The 20,084-nt window shown below is 73.0% G+C and carries 14 protein-coding genes and 1 pseudogene; 6 read left to right on the top strand and 9 right to left on the bottom strand.

Features of this window, described 5'->3' with window-relative positions; translation table 11 throughout:
* Positions 1-158: 158 nt before the first annotated feature.
* From B0675_RS17635 to B0675_RS17625, 3 genes are all read left to right on the top strand, one after another.
* Positions 159-1,904 carry an FAD-dependent monooxygenase gene (locus tag B0675_RS17635; RefSeq protein WP_081219768.1) on the top strand — a complete coding sequence of 582 codons (1,746 nt, stop codon included), beginning with the start codon at positions 159-161 and terminating at the stop codon, positions 1,902-1,904.
* 267 nt (positions 1,905-2,171) lie between these two features.
* Positions 2,172-2,717 (top strand): cysteine dioxygenase, encoded by a 546-nt coding sequence (locus B0675_RS17630; protein WP_081219767.1) that lies wholly within the window; start codon positions 2,172-2,174, stop codon positions 2,715-2,717.
* A complete protein-coding gene (locus B0675_RS17625; protein WP_081221848.1) occupies positions 2,708-3,124 on the top strand; it encodes a rhodanese-like domain-containing protein in 417 nt (138 codons plus the stop codon). The genes B0675_RS17630 and B0675_RS17625 overlap by 10 nt, the downstream gene beginning before the upstream one ends.
* A gap of 180 nt (positions 3,125-3,304) precedes the next feature.
* Here B0675_RS17625 and B0675_RS17620 read toward each other — a convergent pair whose 3' ends face one another.
* The 4 genes from B0675_RS17620 to recA form a co-directional block, all read right to left on the bottom strand.
* Complete coding sequence (locus tag B0675_RS17620; RefSeq protein ID WP_081219766.1) at positions 3,305-5,839, bottom strand: FtsX-like permease family protein; 2,535 nt, start codon at positions 5,837-5,839, stop codon at positions 3,305-3,307.
* Positions 5,836-6,564, bottom strand: coding sequence for a winged helix-turn-helix domain-containing protein (locus tag B0675_RS17615; RefSeq protein ID WP_081219765.1), 729 nt, complete (start codon positions 6,562-6,564; stop codon positions 5,836-5,838). Before B0675_RS17615 ends, B0675_RS17620 begins: the two co-directional genes overlap by 4 nt.
* Before the next feature lie 293 nt (positions 6,565-6,857).
* Positions 6,858-7,781, bottom strand: coding sequence for a recombination regulator RecX (recX, locus tag B0675_RS17610; protein ID WP_081219764.1), 924 nt, complete (start codon positions 7,779-7,781; stop codon positions 6,858-6,860).
* Positions 7,782-7,784: 3 nt separating this feature from the next.
* The gene (gene recA / locus B0675_RS17605; protein WP_081219763.1) at positions 7,785-8,912 is read right to left on the bottom strand and encodes a recombinase RecA; all 1,128 of its coding nucleotides are present in this window, start codon (positions 8,910-8,912) and stop codon (positions 7,785-7,787) included.
* A 359-nt stretch (positions 8,913-9,271) separates the two neighbouring features.
* Between recA and B0675_RS17600 the strand changes: the two genes are divergently transcribed.
* On the top strand, positions 9,272-10,051 hold the full coding sequence (locus B0675_RS17600; RefSeq protein WP_081219762.1) for a hypothetical protein: 780 nt from the start codon (positions 9,272-9,274) through the stop codon (positions 10,049-10,051).
* Between the two features lie 3 nt (positions 10,052-10,054).
* On the opposite strand, the gene B0675_RS17595 is transcribed toward B0675_RS17600, so the two are convergent.
* A complete protein-coding gene (locus B0675_RS17595; protein ID WP_081219761.1) occupies positions 10,055-11,266 on the bottom strand; it encodes an AI-2E family transporter in 1,212 nt (403 codons plus the stop codon).
* A gap of 104 nt (positions 11,267-11,370) precedes the next feature.
* Positions 11,371-11,565, bottom strand: coding sequence for a DUF3046 domain-containing protein (locus tag B0675_RS17590; RefSeq protein WP_081219760.1), 195 nt, complete (start codon positions 11,563-11,565; stop codon positions 11,371-11,373).
* A gap of 80 nt (positions 11,566-11,645) precedes the next feature.
* On the opposite strand from B0675_RS17590, the gene B0675_RS17585 reads away from it, so the two are divergent.
* Entirely contained in the window at positions 11,646-12,590 is a 945-nt protein-coding gene (locus B0675_RS17585; protein ID WP_081219759.1) for a hypothetical protein, read from the top strand.
* 126 nt (positions 12,591-12,716) lie between these two features.
* Here the strand turns inward: B0675_RS17585 and B0675_RS17580 are convergent, their stop codons facing one another.
* The 3 genes and pseudogenes from B0675_RS17580 to B0675_RS17570 all read right to left on the bottom strand — a co-directional run.
* Complete coding sequence (locus tag B0675_RS17580) at positions 12,717-13,025, bottom strand: AzlD domain-containing protein (RefSeq protein WP_081219758.1); 309 nt, start codon at positions 13,023-13,025, stop codon at positions 12,717-12,719.
* Positions 13,022-13,849 carry an AzlC family ABC transporter permease gene (locus tag B0675_RS17575; RefSeq protein WP_081221847.1) on the bottom strand — a complete coding sequence of 276 codons (828 nt, stop codon included), beginning with the start codon at positions 13,847-13,849 and terminating at the stop codon, positions 13,022-13,024. The genes B0675_RS17580 and B0675_RS17575 overlap by 4 nt, the downstream gene beginning before the upstream one ends.
* A 113-nt stretch (positions 13,850-13,962) precedes the next feature.
* Positions 13,963-14,799 (bottom strand): annotated as a pseudogene (locus tag B0675_RS17570) (AraC family transcriptional regulator); the annotation flags it as partial.
* 135 nt (positions 14,800-14,934) lie between these two features.
* Here B0675_RS17570 and B0675_RS17565 point away from each other — a divergent pair.
* Positions 14,935-20,064 (top strand): ATP-dependent helicase, encoded by a 5,130-nt coding sequence (locus tag B0675_RS17565; protein WP_081219757.1) that lies wholly within the window; start codon positions 14,935-14,937, stop codon positions 20,062-20,064.
* The last annotated feature ends 20 nt before the right edge of the window (positions 20,065-20,084 follow it).

Below are 20,084 nucleotides of genomic sequence, written 5' to 3'. Positions count from 1 at the left end.
CTTGACCGGCGGGGGCAGTGGCATGATCGCCACTGCCCTCGTCACTTGACGCAAGCACCGGCAATGGGTTGCATACGTTCTGTGATCGTGCACCCCGCTCCACCTGCCTGTTCCCGTACGTCTCTCAGGACACCGCTCCGGGCAGGGGGCACCGCGTCGTGGACCCGGTGATCATCGTCGGAGCAGGGCCCGTCGGGCTCACGCTGGCCCTTGCGCTGGCCCGCCAGGAGGTCCCGTCCGTGGTCCTGGACGAGGGGCCGGGCAAGGACGAACAACGACTCGCGCGGAGTGTGGTGCTGCGCGAGGACACGGCCGCCCTGGTCGGCAGGCTCGCGAGGGTCCCGCTCGACGGCATCGGCTTCCGTTGGGCCGGATGGCGGTCGATGCGACGCAAGCAGGTGATGCGCGAGGTCGCCTTCGGCGGCCGGGTGAGCGGGAGCGGGGAACGGGGCGGTGCCACGGGTTCCCGGGACACCGGGGCGTCCCGCGGTGACGGCCCTCGGGGGGCCGTCACCGCACGGGGCGCGGGTGCCTCCAGGGCCGCGGAAAGCACGGTGGAGGCGGAGGAGTTCAGCGCTCCGCTGCACATCGCCCAGCACGAACTGACCGGCGCGCTGCGCGAGGCGATCGTCCACGAGCGGCTCATCAAGGTCGCCACCGACAGCCGTCTCGACTCCGTCGAACAGGAGACGTCGGGCGTCACGGCACACACCCGTGGGCCCAACGGAACGTGGTGGCGCGGCAGTTACCTCGTCGGATGCGACGGACCGCGCTCGACGGTGCGCAAGCTCCAGGACATCCGCTTCCCCGGCCGCACCGCGGTCGAGCGGCACGCGGTGGCGGCGCTGCGGGCCGAACTCCCCTGGCCCGGAGAAGCGTTGCTGCACCGTCTGCCGCCGTGGCGGACGTCCGGGCCCTCCGTGGGTGAGGTGACCGCGCGCCCGCTCGCCGAGGACGTGTGGCGGCTGGACTGGCTGCTGCCCCCGGGCAAGGACCTGGTCACGCCCGACCTGCTGGTCGCCCGTATCAGGGAGACCCTCGGCGGCTGGAGCGGCGGCTCCACCCCCGCGTACGAGCTGCTCGACACCGGCGTCCACACCGTGCACCACCGGCTCGCCCGGCGGTGGCGCGTCGGGCGGGTCTTCCTCGCCGGGGACGCCGCCCACCTGCTCGGCGCCCTCGGTACCCAAGGACTGGACGAAGGCCTGCGGGACGCCGACAACCTCGCCTGGAAGCTGGCGCTCGCCTGGCACCACGGCCCGCACGAGGCCCTTCTCGACAGCTACCAGACGGAGCGGAGGGCCGTGGTCGCCGCCCGGCTGCGCGCCGCCGACCAGGCACTGCCCGTCCTGCGGGGCGGCGGAGGGCTTCGGGCCTACGTCCCCGGTTCCGCGCGCGGCCACGACGCGCTCCTCACGGACGGCCACCTCGGACGCGGCCCGCTGGGCATGCCGGGGACGTACGCCGACTCCCCGCTCGCGCCCCCGCCCACCGAGTCGCAGGCCCCGGTCGACACCGAGCCGGGCGCCCCGGTCACCGACGTGCGGGTGACGGCGGAGGACGGCTCGTTCGTACCGCTGCGCGAGCGGCTCGGGCGCGGCGTCCTGCTCGTCGTGCTGATCGCGCCGGGCACCGGGGTGTGGGAACGCAAGCACTGGATGACGGCCGGCATCATGCCCCGGCTCGCCGCCGCCGTGACCGCGCTGCCGCACCCCGCCGAACTCCTCGTCGCGGAGAGCTATCCGGGTGCGGCGGCGCACACCGTGCTCCTCGTCCGTCCCGACGGCCATCTGGTCACCGCGCTCAGCGGTGTCCGGCCGGCCGACCTGTACGAGGCGGCCGAGGCCGCCCTCGGCGGACCGGCGGCGGAGCCCGCCGCGGAGGCGGCCGCCGGCCGGAGTTGAACACTCCGTGACCACCTGAGCTGGGGGATTCGTCGCCGTGGGCCCTCAGGGGTCCACATAGTGACAGTGAGTTGACCCGCCTGCACGGCCATGGTCTACTCCGGATCGTGACCGACACCTGTGTGCGCCTGTGGCGGAGGGTCCATATGGACCTCCTCCGCTATGCGGGCTGCGTGTGTCGCCCGTCCTTCTGACTTCGCATCCTTTCTCCCGCGCGCCGCTTCGTGCCTTCGCGCGCCCCTCTCGCGAACTCTCAGGACGGTCCGAGTGTCTGTCTCACCCTCTGTCTCCGCGTCTCCCGCTGTCCCCGCCGCCTCCGGAACCCCCACCCAGGCCGATCTCCTCGCCTTCGTCCGCCGTACGGCCGCCGACGCCGAGCTGATCGCCTCGCTCCCCCTCGACCCCGAAGGCCGCACCTGGGTGCGGCTCGAAGGCCCCGGCGGCAGCGAGGCCTGGCTCATCGGCTGGCCGCCCGGCACCGGTACCGGCTGGCACGACCACGCCGAGTCGGTCGGTGCCTTCCTCACGGCGTCCGGCGAGCTCAAGGAACACTCGCTCGCCGCGCGGCTGCCCGCCGACGGCTGGAAGACCCTCGAACTCACCGAGGACATCGACCGGCACCGCACGCTGTCCGCCGGCACCGGCCGCGCCTTCGGCCGCCACCACGTGCACGAGGTCCTCAACGAGTCCACCGAGGAGCACGCGATCTCGGTCCACGCCTACTACCCGCCGCTCCCGCAGATCCGCCGCTACAGCCGCACCGGCCAGTTGCTGCGTCTGGAGCACGTCGAACGCCCGGAGGACTGGCAGTGAGCACCCCCGATCCCGTCGGCATCGACGAGCTGCTGGAGCAGGTCCGCGCGGGCCTCGACCGTGTGGAACCCGAGGAGGCGTACGCGGCCGCGCAGGCCGGCGAGGCCCTCCTGGTCGACACCCGGTACGCCGCCCTGCGTGACCGCGACGGCCTGGTCCCCGGGGCTCTCGTCGTCGAGCGCAACGAACTGGAGTGGCGGCTCGACCCCACCGGCAGCCATCGTGCCCCTGAGGCCACGAGCCATGACCTGAAGGTCGTGGTGTTCTGCAACGAGGGATACGCGTCGAGTCTCGCCGCGGTGTCCCTGCGTCAGCTGGGGCTGCACCGGGCGACCGACCTGGTCGGTGGCTTCCAGGCGTGGCGAGCGGCCGGTCTCCCGGTCACGACCGCCGACGGGGAGGAGTAGGGCCGCCGCCCCCGGCGCACGCGGAACCCTGACGCCTCGCGGCGCATACGAAGGCGGGCACCCCTCGGGTAAGGGGCGCCCGCCCTTGTGCACCACCTCTTACAACCATCCTTCCGAGCCACCCTTTCGGGAGTGGCGCGCACCTTCCGGCGCCGTATCCCCCGCGCCACCCGGCGGGACTCACTCCTTGGCCGTGGCCACCTGGACGGGCCGCGTCCTCAGGGCGACGCGCCCGGGCAGCGCGGTGGCGACCAGGGCGAGCAGCCCGGCGACCGCGACGACCGTCAGGTACACGAGCGGGGTGACCGCGGGGGCCGCGCTGCCCGTCATGCCGACGCTGAAGGCGGTGAGGACGGCGAGCGCGATCCCGCTGCCGAGGGCCGTGGCGAGCAGCAGGACCGACAGCGCCTCGGTCCGCAGCATGCGCAGCACCTGACGGCGGGTCGCACCGGCGAGGCGGAGCATCGCGAACTCGCGGACCCGTTCGGACACCGACATGGCGAGGGTGTTGACGACGGCGATGGCGGTGAAGGCCAGCACCAGCCCCATGGCGAGAAGGTTCACCTCGGCGTTCGCCTGCTCCCGCTCGATCCGGAGCGAGTCCGCCTCGGCCGGGGCGAGCACCCGCACGGCCGGGAACTCACGGAGCCTGGTCGCGAGTTGTGTCTGTGTGCGGGCTGTGCGGACCAGGACGGAGGCGGCGAGTGGGTTGTCGACATGGCGGGCGACCAGGTCGTGGGCGAAGGTCAGGTCCCCGAAGCCGAGGCCTCGGGTGTAGACGGCGGCGACCGTGAGCCGGACGGGCGTTCCGTCACCGAGGGTGAGACGCAGCGTGTCTCCGGGCTTCAGATGGAGCTGGTCCGCGGCGAGTTCGCTGACGGCGACCGTGCCGCTGTCGAGGTCGTCCAGGGTGCCCGCCGTGACGTCGGGATCCCAGGTGCGGGACAGGCCGGCCGGTGTGACGCCCTGTGCCGCGTACTTGTCGAGGCCCACCCGGACCGTCGTGCGGACCACTTCGGTGACGACGTCGTGCCGCGTGCGCAGGGCCCGGGCCGCCGCCGACGGAACACCGGGGCCCTGAGCGGCGAGCACGTAGTCGGCGCGGACCCCCTCGCGCGCCTGGGCCCGGGCCACGTTCCCGAGCGTGGGCTGGACGAAGAGCACGGTGCAGGTCATCCCGACGAGGAGGGTCAGCGGAGTGACGACGGAGGCCATGCGGGCCGCGTTGCCGCGGAGGTTGGCACGGGCGAGGCGTCCCGCGGGGCCGCTCAGCCGCAGCGGGCCGGCGAGCCCGGCGGTGGCGGCCCGGACCAGCAGCGGTCCGAGGAGGGAGACGGCGGTGGCGAGGACCACGACGGCCAGGAACGTCACGGGCGTCGACGCGGGCTCGGTGCGCAGCCTGCTGAGCACGGCGACGAGCGCGGCTCCGCCCGCGAGGAGCACGAGACCGGCGAGCATCCGGCCCCATGCCGGGCGGGTGCGCTCGACCCGTGCTTCGGCGAGTGCCTCGGCCGGGCGGATGCGGACGACACGGCGGGACGAGATACGGGCGGCGGCCCAGGCACCGACCAGCGTCGCGCCGACGGCGGCGAACAGGGGGAAGACACTGACGGTGTGCTGAAGCGTGGAGGGGACGGCACCCAGGGCGACGAAGCGGTCGTACAGCCAACTCCCCAGCGGCAGGCCCACGATGGCTCCGCCGACACCGGCGGCCGCTCCGACGATCAGGGCCTCGCGTCCGAGCAGGGTGCGGATCTGCCCCTGGGTGGCGGCGATGGCCCGCAGCAGGGCGAGTTCGCGATGACGCTGCTGGACCGACAGGGCGAAGGTGCCCACGACCACCAGCACGGCCACCAGCAAGGAGGTTCCGCCCATCGCGCCGCCCATGCTGACCAGCCGGATGCGGGCGGCCGCGGCGTCCAGGAACTCGACCGGGCCTCGTTCGTCACCCGAAGCGACCTGTGCGGTGGTGCCGTTCAGCGCCTCGGTCACGGCCCGCTCGACCGTCTGGACATCGGTGCCGTTCTCGGGCAGGACACCGATGGCGCCCACCTGGCCGGGGTGGGCGGCCAGCCGCGTGGCCTCGGCCGTGGAGAAGAAGAGGGAGGTCTGGTGGCTGACGTCGGAGGCGGGTGCGGCGATTCCGGTGACGCGGTAGGTGCGGGGTGACCGTGTCGACTGGACGGTGAGGCGGTCGCCGGGCTTCAGGTGGGCGCGCTCGGCGAAGTGCCGGTCGACGACGAGGTCGGTGCCCGACTCGGGTGCCCTGCCGGCGGTGAGCCGGTACGGAGTGAGCACGGCCGAGTCCCAGGCGTGCCCGTAGGCGGGACGGTCCTTCTCCACGGCGGAGGCGGCGGTCAGCGGCTGGGCGGGAAAGGTCAGTTCGGGGACGACGCGGCGCACTCCGGGCAGACCGCGCAGCCGGGTGGCGAGGTCGTCCGCGAGCCAGGCCCGTTCGGCGATCGGCTTCGCCTTGTGCTTGACCTTGGTCTTTCCCTTCTTGTGCTTGACGGTCGTCCGGTGGACGTTCTGGTCGGCGGAGACCACGATCGGCGCCGCGGCGTAGCGCTCGGTGCGGATCGTGCCGCGCAGGCCGGTCTCCAGGAGAGTGCCGCAGGCGGTGATGAGGGCCGCCGCGCACAGCAGGGCGACGAAGGCACCGAGGAAGCCGCCCTTGCGGGCGCGGACGGTCTTCAGCGCGTAGCGCAGCATCATGTCGGGTCGCTCTCTCTTCTGTTGTGGGATGCCTCGGTGTCGTCGACTGCCGTGCTGCCGTGGGGCGTCGGCTCACTCTCGGCTCCGGCTCCGGTGTGGTTGTCGTTGTCGGGGGCCGGATGGGCGAGGAACCGGGTGAGGACGGTGCGCGCGCCGTCGGGAGTGTCGGTGTCGGGGCGCTTGTAGCGGTTGAGGAGCGCGATGTACTCCTCGAAGAACGCGTGCAGTTCGGGAAGTGTGAGTCGGATGCTGCCGCGCGAGTAGGGGAAGGCGTCGGCCCATGGGTCCTCGTCCGCGCCGGTCCGCGTCTGCATCCGGGCCTGGGCCTTCTCGAAGAGTTCGAGGTCGGCGGCGTAGGCGTGGTGGTTCAGCTCGTCCATGACGAGCCGCATCTCGGCGCTCTGCCGGCTGCGGGGCGGGAACCGCCGGTCCCCGGGTACCGCCCGCCACCAGCGCTCCCGGCCGTGACCGTCCGCTTCCGGCTGCTCCTCGACGAAGCCGTACCGGGCGAGTTCACGCAGGTGGTAGCTGGTGGCTCCGGTGTTCAGCCCGAGCTCGCGGGCCAGACCCGCCGAGGTCGCCGGGCCGTGCAGGGTGAGGTGCTGGAGGATGCGCTGCCGCCGGGGCTGCGCGAGGGCCTTGAGCGTGGCGAGGTCGGAGAGTTCCGTGGAGCCATGCGGCGCCGGTGCGGGTGCTGCCTCCTGCGTGCCGGGTTGCTGTGCCATGCGTACACAGTCGTCCGTGCACAGGTGTCTGTGCACTGCGGTGACCAGGCGTCTTCCGCCGGGGGTTAACCCCACCCCGTCCGGGACCAGTTGGCGTCGCGGCAGGTAAGCCGCGCCGCGGTCACTCCTGCGCCGCCCTCGTGGACACGTCCACACTCACACATCCGTCCGGGCCCCGAACGCGATCGGCGCCCCCGCGCGTCCACCGTGTCCGAAGCCCGTGACCGGACGACGGCGCCCGGACTCCGGGACACCGTGTGCTGCTGCTCCGTCGAGGGATCGGGCCCGCGGGCTCAGAACCCCTCGTCCGCGAGCCCTTCCGTGTCCTCGCCCTCTTCCTCCAACGCCTGCCGGACCACCCGCAGGGCCATGCCCTGGGAGTAGCCCTTGCGGGCGAGCATGCCCGCGAGGCGCCGCAGTCGCTTGTCGCGGTCCAGGCCGCGCGTGGAGCGCAGCTTGCGGGCGACCAGGTCGCACGCGGTCGCCTCTTCCTGGTCGGAGTCGAGCTGCCCGACGGCCTCGTCGATCAGCGTCGGTTCGACGCCCTTGGTCCGCAGCTCCTGGGCGAGGGCTCGTCTGGCCAGTCCCCGGCCGTGGTGCCGGGATTCGACCCAGGCTTCCGCGAAGGCGCCGTCGTTGATCAGCCCGACCTCCTCGAACCGTGACAGGACCTCGTCCGCCACCTCGTCCGGGATCTCGCGCTTGCGCAGTGCGTCCGCGAGTTGCTTGCGCGTACGCGGGGTCCCGGTGAGCAGACGCAGGCAGATCGCGCGCGCCTGCTCGGCCGGGTCCTTCGGCTGCTCCCTCTTCTCGGCCTTCTCGGCCCTCGACGAGAAGGGGTCGCCTCCGTCCCGCGGGTCGTCGGACGGATCGCCGAAACCGCCGCGCCTCCGACGCCCTCGTCCGCCCGCACCGCGGGCGGCGCCACCGCCACGCCGGGACCCTTCGCCCGAAGGGCCGTCACTCCGGCCCGGGCCGAAGCCCGAGGCTCCGCCGGCGTCCGGATCACCGTCGTCAGGACCGTCTCCGGAGAAGCCTTCCCCGCCGTCGAACCCGTCGCCGGCGGGGCCGTACGAACGGCCGCCGTACCCCCCGGCACCGCCGTACGCTCCGTCACCGTCTCCGTCCGGGCCGCCGTCACGTCCGCCGTACCCCTGCCCCGGCCCCTTGGGGGCGGCAGGGGAGGCGTACTCGGCCCAGTCGGTTCGCCGTGTCATGGACTAGCTCTTGGCCGCCGCGGCCCGGGCCTTGGTGGCCTTGGCAGCCGGAGCGGGCACCGTCTTCGCGGCGTCGTCCGGGGCGGCAGGGACCGCAGTGTCCGCTCCCGGCACGACCGCGGGCTCCTCGGTCTTCTTCACACCGACGCCCAGCTTCTCCAGGATCTTCTTCTCGATCTCGTCGGCGAGGTCGGGGTTGTCCTTCAGGAAGTTGCGCGCGTTCTCCTTGCCCTGGCCCAGCTGGTCGCCCTCGTACGTGTACCAGGCACCGGCCTTGCGGACGAAGCCGTGCTCCACGCCCATGTCGATCAGACCGCCCTCGCGGCTGATGCCCTGCCCGTACAGGATGTCGAACTCGGCCTGCTTGAACGGCGGCGCGACCTTGTTCTTGACGACCTTGACGCGCGTGCGGTTGCCGACCGCGTCGGTGCCGTCCTTCAGCGTCTCGATGCGGCGGATGTCGAGTCGCACCGAGGCGTAGAACTTCAGCGCCCGGCCACCGGTCGTGGTCTCCGGGGAGCCGAACATCACGCCGATCTTCTCGCGCAGCTGGTTGATGAAGATCGCGGTGGTCTTCGACTGGTTGAGCGCGCTGGTGATCTTCCGCAGGGCCTGGCTCATCAGACGGGCCTGCAGACCCACGTGCGAGTCGCCCATCTCGCCCTCGATCTCCGCGCGCGGCACCAGGGCGGCGACGGAGTCGATGACGATGAGGTCGAGCGCACCGGAGCGGACCAGCATGTCCACGATCTCCAGGGCCTGCTCGCCGTTGTCCGGCTGCGACAGGATGAGGTTGTCGATGTCGACGCCGAGCTTCTTCGCGTACTCGGGGTCGAGGGCGTGCTCGGCGTCCACGAACGCCACCTGGCCGCCGGCCCTCTGCGCGTTCGCGACGGCGTGCAGGGTCAGGGTCGTCTTACCGGAGGACTCCGGGCCGTAGACCTCGACCACGCGGCCGCGCGGGAGCCCGCCGACGCCGAGGGCGACGTCGAGCGCGGTCGACCCGGTGGGGATGACCTCGATGGGCTCATTCGGCCGCTCGCCCAGGCGCATCACTGCACCCTTGCCGAACTGCCGTTCAATCTGCGCGAGCGCGGCGTCGAGCGCCTTCTCGCGGTCGGTTCCTGCCATGGGTTCCACCCGGTTTGCTTGAGTCGATCGCTTCACGTCAAAGACGCTAACGCCTGCCACTGACAATGCGCCCCGACGCCCGTCCGGCCTGTGGATAACTCGGGCACATCTCCATGGAAACCCTGCCGAAATCCTCGGTGAGGGCTCCGCCGGAACTTCCATAAGAATGGATGTTCGATTTTCGTGTCAAGCGCACCACGCGGCACTTCCGAGACTACGTTCACCGTCCGACAACTCCTGGGATCCGCGCTCGTCACGGGCCCGGCGCGCACCCGTTCCGGGCTACTCCCCCGGGCGCAGCACCGGTGTCTCCGGCCGTACGACGACGTCGTCCGGGGCCGCCCGGCAGGCTGTGCGCCATGGAAACGACGAGGGTCCGCGCCCTGACTCCGCAGAAGCCCTCGCTCCGTGCGGCCGAGCGGTTCTGCCATGCCACGGGCGCCGTGCTCGTCCTGTCGGGATGCGCGCATCTGCTGGTCTTCGCCGTCGACGGCGGCCCCTGGGACAGTCCGGTCTCCTGGCGCAAGCCCGTCACCTTCGGGCTCTCCTTCGGGCTGACGCTGATCGCGGTCACCTGGGTGACGTCGTATCTGCGTGTCGGGGCCCGGCTGCGCACGGTGCTGCTCGTCGTGTTCGCCGCGGACTGTGTCGTGGAGGTCGGCGGGATCACGCTTCAGGCGTGGCGGCGGGTGCCCTCGCATCTGGACATGGAGACCGGCTTCGACACGATGGTGTCCATGGTGCTCGCCGTGGGCGGCGGCGTGCTGGTCGCGGTACTGGCCCTGTTCGCGGTCGCGTCGTTCCGGAACCGGCCGGCGGGGCCTCCCGGCATGCCGCTCGCCCTGCGTTCCGGGTTCGCGATCCTGCTGGTCGCGCTGGCCTCCGGCGCCGCGATGATCGCCCGCGGGGTCGTTCTCGCCCGTACCGGCCACCAGGAGGCCGCCTACCGCTCGACGGCACCGCTCAAGCCGCTGCACGGCGTGAGTCTGCACGCCGTTCTCGTGCTGCCCGCGCTGGCATGGCTGCTCTCCCGCACCGGCTGGAGCGAGCGGGTCAGGGAGCGCGTCCTGTACGGGGCGGTCGGCTGCTACGCCGTGGCCGTCCTCGCCGCAGGCGTCGACGCGGTGCTCACCTGGTGAGGGTCACCGGTCGAGCAGCCGCCGCACGCGCGCGGCGAGCCCCTCCGAGCTGCGCGTGCGGTGCCCGTGGACGCGGGGGTCGTCCGTGACCTCGTAGCGCTTCACGTAGGCCCCGAGGAACGCCTGGAGCGTGGCCACGGCGGGGATGGCGATCAGGGCGCCGACGGCTCCGAGGAGCGCCGTGCCCGCGATGACGGATCCGAAGGCGACCGCCGGGTGGATGTCCACCGACTTGGAGGTCAGCTTGGGCTGCAGCACGTAGTTCTCGAACTGCTGGTAGATCACGACGAAGACGAGCACCCACAGCGCGTACCAGGGGTCGACGGTGAAGGCGATCAGCATGGGCAGGGCGCCCGCGAGATAGGTGCCGATGGTCGGGATGAACTGCGAGACCAGGCCGACCCACACGCCGAGCACGGGCGCGTAGGGCACGCCGAGCGCCTGCAGCAGGATGTAGTGCGCCACTCCTGAGATCAGTGCCATCAGGCCGCGCGAGTACAGATAGCCGCCGGTCTTGTCGACGGCGATCTCCCAGGCGCGCAGCACCTCGGCCTGCCGGGCCGGTGGCAGAACCGAGCAGAGCGCACGCCGCAGTCGCGGTCCGTCGGCGGCGAAGTAGAACGAGAACAGCGCGATGGTCAGCAGTTGGAAGAGCCCGCCCAGGACCTGCCCGGAGACGTCCAGGACGCCGGTGGCGCTGTTCTGCACGTACTTCCGGAGCCAGGCGGAGTGGAGCAGGCTGTCCTGGATGTCGACCCGTCTCAGGTCGGTGTGGAAGTGCGCGTTGATCCAGTTGATGACGGAGTCGAGGTAGTCCGGGAAGCCCTCGACCATCTTGATGATCTGCCCCGCGAGCATCGAGCCGAGCAGCGTGATGAATCCGGCGGTCAGGATCAGCGAGCCGAGGAAGACGAAGAACGCGGCCAGTCCCCTGCGCATGCCCCGCGAGGCCATCCAGCTGACCGCGGGTTCTATCGCGAGCGCGAGGAAGAACGAGATCAGGATGTTGATCAACAGGCCCGTGAGCTGGTGGAACGCCCAACTGCCGAGTTGGAACGCCGCGATGAGCGTCAGCGCGAGCACCATGGCACGCGGCAGCCAGAGCGGCATGCGACCGCCCTGCGCGACGACGCCCGCGCCGGGCGGGTCGGGTGGTGTCGTGCCGGACGGGGATGCCTGCTGATCGACCTGCGGGTGCTCGTCTGTCGGGGCCACGGGGCAAGTTTCGCCCACGCCACCGACAATCGGACCCGGTCCCCCCTTGTTCGATGCCCGCCGGACACTTTCCCGGCCCGGACCAGGCCCTTTTCGGGTGCCTGTCAGCGCTTTTCGTACGGAACGTCCATCGACGCGCACACCGCGCGCCAGACGTCCCTGGCCTCCCAGCCGGCGTCCAGCGCCTCGTTGACGGTGCGCCCGCCGAGTTCCGTCATCACGTGATCGCGCGCGAAGGTGTCGGCGTACCCCGCCCCGAAGTGATCAGCCATTCGCTGCCAGAAGACCGTCAACCGCATGACACCAGTATCCCGCCCCTGGGGGTGGGCCAGTGCCGGGAGCCCATGCCGAGACCGCTTTCCGCCCTACGGTCTGACGCATGGCCGAAACAGGAGCATCCCTACTCCCCCAGACGCCCCCGGCGCGTTCCCCGCTCGCACGCGCCGAGCACTTCATCTGGCTCACCGCGCGCGTGCTGGAACAGCGCCGCTTCGCTTATCACTTCCTCGACGGAGGCGCCGACGCGGTGGAGACCGCGCTGGCCGCGTACCGCAACGACGACGAAGGCTACGGTCACGCGCTCGAACCCGATCTGCGCGGCCCGGTCAGCCAGCCACTGCACACCGGGCACGCGCTGCGGGTCCTCGACTCGATCGGGCGCTGCGGCGGCCAGCGGGTGGAGCGTGTGTGCCGCTATCTGACCTCCGTGTCGACGGCGGACGGCGCGCTCCCGGCGATCCGTCCCAGCCAGCGCGGCTACCCGGCCGCCCCCTTCCTCACGATCGTCGACGACCCGCCGAGCGAACTCCTCTCCACCGGTCCGGTGGTGGGCCTGCTGCACCGCAACGAGGTGTGGCACGCCTGGCTGTTCCGTGCCACCGACTTCTGCTGGCAGGCGGTCGAGTCCCTGGAGCGGTCCCATCCGTACGAGATCGAGGCGGCGGTCGCCTTCCTCGATTCGGCGGCCGACCGCCCGCGCGCGGAGGCATGCGCCGACCGGCTGGGCCGCCTCGTCCGGGAGAGCCGGCTCGCCGCGCTCGACCCCGGGAACCTGGCGGCCTTCCCCGTCGCCCCCGGATACGCGGAGCGTGAGCATCACTTCCCCCACGACTACGCGGGCACTCCGGGCTCGCTCGCGCGCGCGTGGTTCACCGACGAGGAGATGTCACGCTCCCTCGACCACCTCGCGGCCGAGCAGCAGGAGGACGGCGGCTGGCCGGTCCGGTGGCGTCAGTGGGCGCCCGGCATCGCCCTGGAGAGCCGTCCCCTGGTGACGATCGAGGCACTGCGCACCTTGCGGGCGCACGGCAGATCCGTCGGCTGAGGACGTCCGGCAGACACCACTGTCCGCGACCACCTCACCGGCCACGGTCCCTCCCGTCCCGTGACGGGATCGGGGTCGCGCTCGGCTCCGGGGGCGCGGCGCGGTCCACGCGCGCGTGCCCGTGTGTCACCCCGTGATCGCGCGGACCCCGGCCGTCACCGCGACCGCCGCGGCGACCACCAGCAGGAACGGGGCACGCAGGATCAGTGCTACGGCCGCCGCCGCGAGCCCCGCGGCCTTCGCGTCCACGACGAGGACCCGCCCGTCCGCGAAGGTCTGCTGGGCCGTGAGGGCGGCAAGGAGCGCGACCGGCAGCAGGGCGGCGAGCCGCTGCACGAGGGGCCGCTCCAGCACCCCGGCGGGGATCAGCAGACCGACGAGCTTGACGACGTAGCAGCCGACGGCGGTGGCGACGATGGCGATCCAGATGTTCAACGGTCTTCCTCAGATGCGTCGTGCGGTGCGGTGCCGGGCCCGTCGGCCGGCGCCTCGGGCCCGGTCGTGGACGGGGTCCGCGGTGTGCGGGCGTGTGGCCCGTCGTCGGTCCGCGCCCGGTTGCGTCCCGTCACGTAGAGCACGGCGGGGGCGGCGAGCGCGGCCACCAGCACGGGGACTCCGGCGGGCAGTACGGGCAGCAGGCCGAGCCCGAGCAGGACCGCGATCCCCGCGACCGCCCGTTCCGTGGTGGTCTTCAGCATCGGCGCGAGCAGCGCCAGGAAGACGGCGGGGCCGGCGGCGTCCAGTCCCCACTTGTCGGTGTCCCCGATGGCCTCGGCCCCGGCCGCGCCGAGCAGGGTGGTCAGGTTCCACAGGAGGTACAGCGACAGACCGGTGACCGTGAAGCCGAGCCGGACGCTGCGGCGGGTGGGCTGCGCGAGCGCGACGGCCGTGGTCTCGTCGATCACCCACTGGGCGGCGAACGGGCGCACCGCGCGCGGGAGAGCGAGAAGCTGCGACAGGCGCAGCCCGTAGAAGGCGTTGCGCACCCCCAGGAAGAAGGCGCCCGCGGCTGCGGTGAGCGGGTTGCCTCCGGCCGCGAGCGCACCCACCAGCGCGAACTGCGAGGCGCCGGTGAACACCAGCAGGCTCAGAGCGCAGGTCTGCAGAAGGCTGAGCCCGCTGCCGGCCGACGTCACCCCGAAGGCGAAACCGGACAGTCCGACGGCGACCCCGACTCCGAGTGCGTCGCGGACGACGGCGGCGTCGGGTTTTCCGCCGTCTTCACTGGTTCGGTCCGCGAGAGCTGTCTGTTCTGCCACGTGTCGGACGGTACGAGGAGGTGCCCCGCGCCGTCTTGTACGTTCTTGCGCTCGCGCTGGTAGGCACCCGGGGGCACGCCCACGATCCGGGTGAAGTGGCGGTTGAGGTGGGGCTGGTCCGTGAAGCCGACGGCGACGGCCGCCTCGGCGGGCGCGGAACCGGCGTCCAGGAGGTGGCGTGCGCGGCGCACCCGGGCGTCGGTCAGCCAGGTGTGGGGCGGCATCCCGTAGGCGTCCCGGAACGCGCGCAGCAGGGCGAACGAGCTGGTGCCGAGGTCGGTGGCGAGCCGCTCCAGTGTCGGCGGCTCGGCCATCCGTTCCTCCAGCACGGCACGCGCGCGTGCGGCGAGACGGCCGCCCGCGGTCCGCACGGCCCGCTGCGGCAGGGGCCCGCCGTTCCGGCGCAGCAGCCGGGTCACGGCGACCCGCAGCAGGGTGTCGGCGGCCAGCGCGTTGCCCTCGTCGGCGGCCCGGAGCACCTGGTGGACCAGGCCGGCCGCGTAGGGGTCGTCGAGGACGGGCCGGGTGAATCCGGGGGCACCGCGCAGGGTGGTGGTCTCGGCGGCGATCTCCGCGACGAGGTCCGGGGAGGGGTACACGGCGCCGTAGCGCCAGCCTTCGGGGACGCCTGCGCGTCCGGTGTGCGGGGTGTCGGGGTTGACGAGGGCCAGCGCGCCCGGACCCGCGTACTGGTCGACGCCGCCGTGGTGGAAGACCTCGACGCCCTCGTCGATGGCGGCGATCACGAAGTTCTCGTGGGTGTGCCGCACGAAGATCTTCTCGACGTAGCGGGCGCGCAGGAGATCGACACCGGGCAGCTCCGCGTACTGCCAGTGCCGTGCCCGCTCCTGCCCCGAACCTGCCACGCCCTCATTCTCCGCCACCTCGGCCGGAGCCACCGTGGACGCGACCCCATCCCCGGCCGCGGCCACCGCGAGCGTCCGCCACATCCCGCAGCCGCAGCCACCGCGGGCGTCCACCGCGGCCCTCGCCCGATCCCGCCGGACGCCGGCCGACGGACCGGTTCCGCCAGTGCATCCGCGCAGGTCAGAGCGATTGTCAGTGAGCGGGTGCAGGATGGACGCATGGTCAGCTCCACGCATCGGGCCCTCGACGGCTTCTCCCCCGCGACCCGCGGCTGGTTCACGGGGGCCTTCTCCGCGCCCACCGCGGCCCAGGCCGGGGCGTGGACGGCCATCGGCGCGGGCTCCGACGTGCTGGTCGTCGCCCCGACCGGCTCCGGCAAGACGCTGGCCGCGTTCCTCGCCGCACTCGACCAGCTGGCCTCGAAGCCCCCGCCCGCGGACCCCAGGAAGCGCTGCCGCGTGCTGTACGTGTCACCCCTCAAGGCACTCGCGGTCGACGTGGAGCGCAACCTCCGCAGCCCGCTGACCGGTATCCGGCAGGAATCGGTGCGGCTCGGGCTGCCGGAGCCCGAGGTGAAGGTGGGGATCCGCTCCGGCGACACCCCGCCCGCCGAGCGCAGGGCGCTGGCCACCCGCCCGCCGGACATCCTGATCACCACCCCCGAGTCGCTGTTCCTGATGCTCACGTCGGCCACGCGGGACGCGCTGACCGGCATCGAGACGGTGATCCTGGACGAGGTGCACGCGGTCGCGGGCACCAAGCGCGGCGCCCACCTCGCGCTCACGCTGGAGCGTCTCGACGAGCTGCTGCCCAAGCCGGCCCGCCGCATCGGCCTCTCCGCGACCGTGCGTCCCGTGGACGAGGTCGCGCGCTATCTCTCCCCGCAGCGCAAGGTGGAGATCGTCCAGCCGCCCTCCGGCAAGGAGTTCGACCTCTCGGTCGTCGTCCCGGTGGAGGACCTGGGCGAGCTGGGCGGCTCCCCGGCCGCCGACGGCAAGGACGGCGCGGAGAAGCCCTCCATCTGGCCGCACGTCGAGGAGCGGATCACCGACCTCGTCCAGTCCCACCGCTCGACGATCGTGTTCGCCAACTCGCGGCGCCTCGCGGAGCGCCTGTGCAACAGGCTCAACGAGATCGCGTACGAGCGGGCGACCGGCGAGCCCCTGGACGAAGCGCACTCTCCCGCCGAGCTGATGGGCGGCTCGGGGGCGGCTCAGGGGGCGCCTGCCGTCATCGCGCGGGCGCACCACGGCTCGGTGTCGAAGGAACAGCGGGCCCAGGTCGAGGAGGACCTGAAGGCCGGCCGTCTCCCCGCCGTCGTCGCCACCTCCAGTCTCGAACTGGGCATCGACATGGGCGCGGTCGACCTCGTCATCCAGGTCGAGTCCCCGCCCTCCGTGGCGTCGGGGCTCCAGCGGGTGGGCCGCGCGGGCCACCAGGTCGGCGCGGTCTCCACGGGCGTCGTGTTCCCGAAGTACCGCGGGGACCTGGTGCAGGCGGCCGTGGTCACCGAGCGGATGCGCACCGGCTCGATCGAGTCCCTGCGGATCCCCGCCAACCCCTTGGACGTCCTGGCCCAGCAGCTCGTCGCCATGACGGCGCTCGACACCTGGCAGGTCGACGACCTGCTCACCACCGTCCGCCGCGCGGCCCCCTTCGCCGCGCTCCCGGAGTCGGCGTTCACGGCCGTGCTCGACATGCTCGCCGGCCGCTACCCCTCGGACGCCTTCGCGGAGCTGAGGCCCCGCGTCGTCTGGGACCGCGTCGCGGGCACGGTCACCGGCCGACCCGGCGCCCAGCGGCTCGCCGTCACCTCCGGGGGCACGATCCCCGACCGCGGCCTCTTCGGCGTCTTCCTCGCGGGTGCCGACCCCAAGAAGGGCGGCGGCCGGGTCGGCGAGCTCGACGAGGAGATGGTCTACGAGTCCCGCGTGGGCGACGTGTTCACCCTCGGCACCAGTTCCTGGCGCATCGAGGACATCACCCGGGACCGTGTGCTCGTCTCCCCGGCCCCCGGCGTTCCCGGCAGGCTGCCCTTCTGGAAGGGCGACCAGCTGGGCCGACCCCTCGAACTGGGCCGCGCCGTCGGCGCGTTCCTCCGCGAGGTCGGCTCCCTGCCGCAGGACGACGCCCGGCTCCGCCTCCTCGCGGCGGGCCTCGACACCTGGGCCGCCGACAATGTCCTGGCATACCTCACCGAACAGCGCGAGGCGTGCGGTCACGTCCCGGACGACCGCACCATCGTCGTCGAACGCTTCCGCGACGAGCTGGGTGACTGGCGGGTCGTCGTGCACTCCCCGTTCGGCGCCCAGGTCCACGCCCCCTGGGCCCTCGCCCTCGGGGCGAAGCTGTCCGAGCGGTACGGCATGGACGCCCAGGTCATGCACGCGGACGACGGCATCGTGCTGCGGCTGCCCGACGCCGACCTCATGGGCATGGACCTGCTCGACCGGGCCCCCACGAAGGCGGGCACCGAGTACGACGCCGACCAGGCACCGGTCGGCGCGGCGGACGTCGCCTTCGACAAGGGCGAGGTCAATCAGATCGTCACGGACCAGGTCGGCAGCTCGGCCCTGTTCGCCGCCCGCTTCCGCGAGTGCGCCGCCCGCGCCCTGCTGCTCCCGCGCCGCAGCCCCGGCAAGCGCACCCCCCTCTGGCAGCAGCGCCAGCGAGCCGCCCAACTGCTCCAGGTGGCAAGCGAGTTCGGCTCGTTCCCGATCGTCCTCGAAGCGGTCCGCGAATGTCTCCAGGACGTCTTCGACGTCCCGGGCCTCACAGAGCTGATGGGGGACATCGAGTCCCGCAAGGTCCGCCTGGTGGAGGTCACCACCACCGAGCCCTCCCCCTTCGCCCGCTCGCTCCTCTTCGGCTACGTCGCCCAGTTTTTGTACGAGGGAGACTCGCCCCTCGCCGAGCGGCGGGCCGCCGCGCTGTCGCTGGACTCCCGCCTGCTGGCCGAACTCCTCGGCCAGGCCGAGCTGCGTGAGCTGCTCGACGCCGACGTGCTCGCCGAGCTGGAGAGCGAGCTGCAGTGGCTCACCGAGGACCGGCGCATCAAGGACGTCGAAGGTGTGGCCGATCTGCTGCGCCTGCTGGGGCCGCTCACGGACGCCGAGCTGGCCGAGCGGGGCGCCGAGCCGCACTGGGCCCAGGAGTTGGCCGCCGCCCGCCGCGCCATCAGGGTCCGGATCGCGGGGGCCGACCACTGGGCGGCGATCGAGGACGCGGGCCGACTGCGGGACGCGCTCGGGACCGCACTGCCCGTCGGCGTCCCGGAGGCCTTCACGGAACCGGTGAAGGACCCTCTCGGAGACCTCCTCGCCCGGTACGCGCGCACCCACGGGCCGTTCACGTCCACGACCGCCGCAGCCCGCTTCGGCCTCGGTACGGCGGTCACGGACGGCGCCCTGCACCGGCTGGCCGCCGGCGGACGGGTCGTCCAGGGCGAGTTCCATCCCGCGGGCATCGGCCAGGAGTGGTGCGACGCCGCGGTCCTGCGCCGGCTGCGACGGCGCTCCCTCGCCGCGCTGCGCCACGAGCTGGAGCCGGTTCCGCCCGCCGCGCTAGCGCAGTTCCTCCCGCAGTGGCAGCACGTCGGCAGCGGTCACGGTCTGCGGGGCATCGACGGACTGGTGCGCGCCGTCGAGCAGTTGCAGGGCGCGTCCGTGCCGGCGTCCGCGCTGGAGAAGCTGGTGCTGCCCTCCCGCGTCGCCGGGTACGCACCGGCGCTGCTCGACGAGCTCACGGCCGCCGGCGAGGTGGTCTGGGCCGGAGCGGGTTCACTGCCGGGCAAGGACGGCTGGGTCTCGCTGTACCTGGCCGATGCCGCCCCCCTGCTGCTTCCGGCCGCGCACCCCCTGGAGCTGACGGCACTGCACCAGTCGGTCCTCGACACCCTCACCGGCGGCTACGGCCTCTTCTTCCGCCAGATCGCCGACCAGGTCCGCGCCACCACCCACCCCGACGCCACCGATCCCCAACTGGCGGACACCATCTGGGACCTGGCCTGGTCCGGACGCCTCACGAACGACACCCTCGCCCCGATGCGCTCCCTCCTCGGCTCGGGCCGCACCGCCGGTTCGACCGCCCACCGCGCCAAGCGCTCGATCCCGCGCGGGCGTTACGGCGCGCTGACCGGCGGCGCACGTCCCCCGTCACGGACCGGCCCACCCACCGTGGCGGGCCGCTGGTCGCTCCTGCCCGACCGCGAGCCCGACGCCACCGTGCGCGCCCACGCCCTGGCCCGCACCCTGCTCGACCGGCACGGAGTGGTCACTCGGGGCGCCGTCGCCGCCGAGGGCGTGGAAGGCGGATTCTCCGCGGTCTACCGCATCCTTTCCGCGTTCGAGGACAGCGGCCAGGCACGCCGCGGCTATGTGGTCGAGGGCCTCGGCGCGGCCCAGTTCGCCATGGACGGCGCGGTGGACCGCCTGCGCGCCGCGGCGAACGCACGGGACCGCGGCGACGGTTCGTCCCCGCTCATGTCCCCGGGCGGCCACGGCTTCCCGGACGACTCTCCCGGAGCGCACGGTTTCCCGGACGACCACGGCCTGCCGCGCGGCCGGGGATCCGCCCGCGGCCCGGCGGACGTCCCCGGGTTCCCGGACCTCTCGGGGCTGCCGGGCACCGGCGGCCGCGGGGATGCCTCGGGCCGGCTCGATCCCGACGGCGACGGAGACGGCACGAGCTTCGGCAGTCCGGGCGTCGACGGACACGAGCCCGCATTCGGCGCACCTGGCCTCGCCGGACCCGGCTTCGACGACCCCGGTTCCGGGGACGGCGGAGCCCACACCTTCTCCGCCGACTCCGCGTTCTCGGCCGGTTCCCCGTACGCCGACGCCTCCGGCCACCCACCGGCGCCGTCCCGGCGCAACGCCTCGCCGTACGGGTACGGCCCCACGGGATCCCCGGGCCCCGCCGACCGAGGTTTCAACGGCCGCTCGCGCTCCCGCGCCACCTCCCCCGCGGTCGTCCTGGCCGCGGCCGACCCCGCGAACGCGTACGGCGCGGCCCTGCCCTGGCCGGAGTCGCCGACCGAGGCGGGACACAAGCCGGGCCGCAAGGCGGGGTCCCTGGTCGTCCTGGTCGACGGCGAGCTGACCCTCTACATGGAGCGCGGCGGCAAGACCCTGCTGGCCTGGCCCGCCGATCCGCAGAGCCCGGTCGGCGAGGACGTACGCCTGCACGCGGCGGCCGAAGCCCTCGCGGCATGCGCCCGCGCCGGCTCGCTCGGCACGGTCACCGTGGAGCGCGTCAACGGAGCGTCGGCCCTGACGTCCCCCCTCGGCACCCTTCTGGAAGCCGCGGGCTTCATCGCCACCCCCCGCGGGCTGCGGCTGCGCGCCTGACCTCGCCCCGCGCGCCGGGG

The organism is Streptomyces sp. M41(2017), assembly GCF_002078175.1.
Taxonomy (GTDB): domain Bacteria; phylum Actinomycetota; class Actinomycetes; order Streptomycetales; family Streptomycetaceae; genus Streptomyces.
Note: the sequence above shows the minus strand (reverse complement) of the source record. Positions and strands in the feature narration are given on the sequence as shown.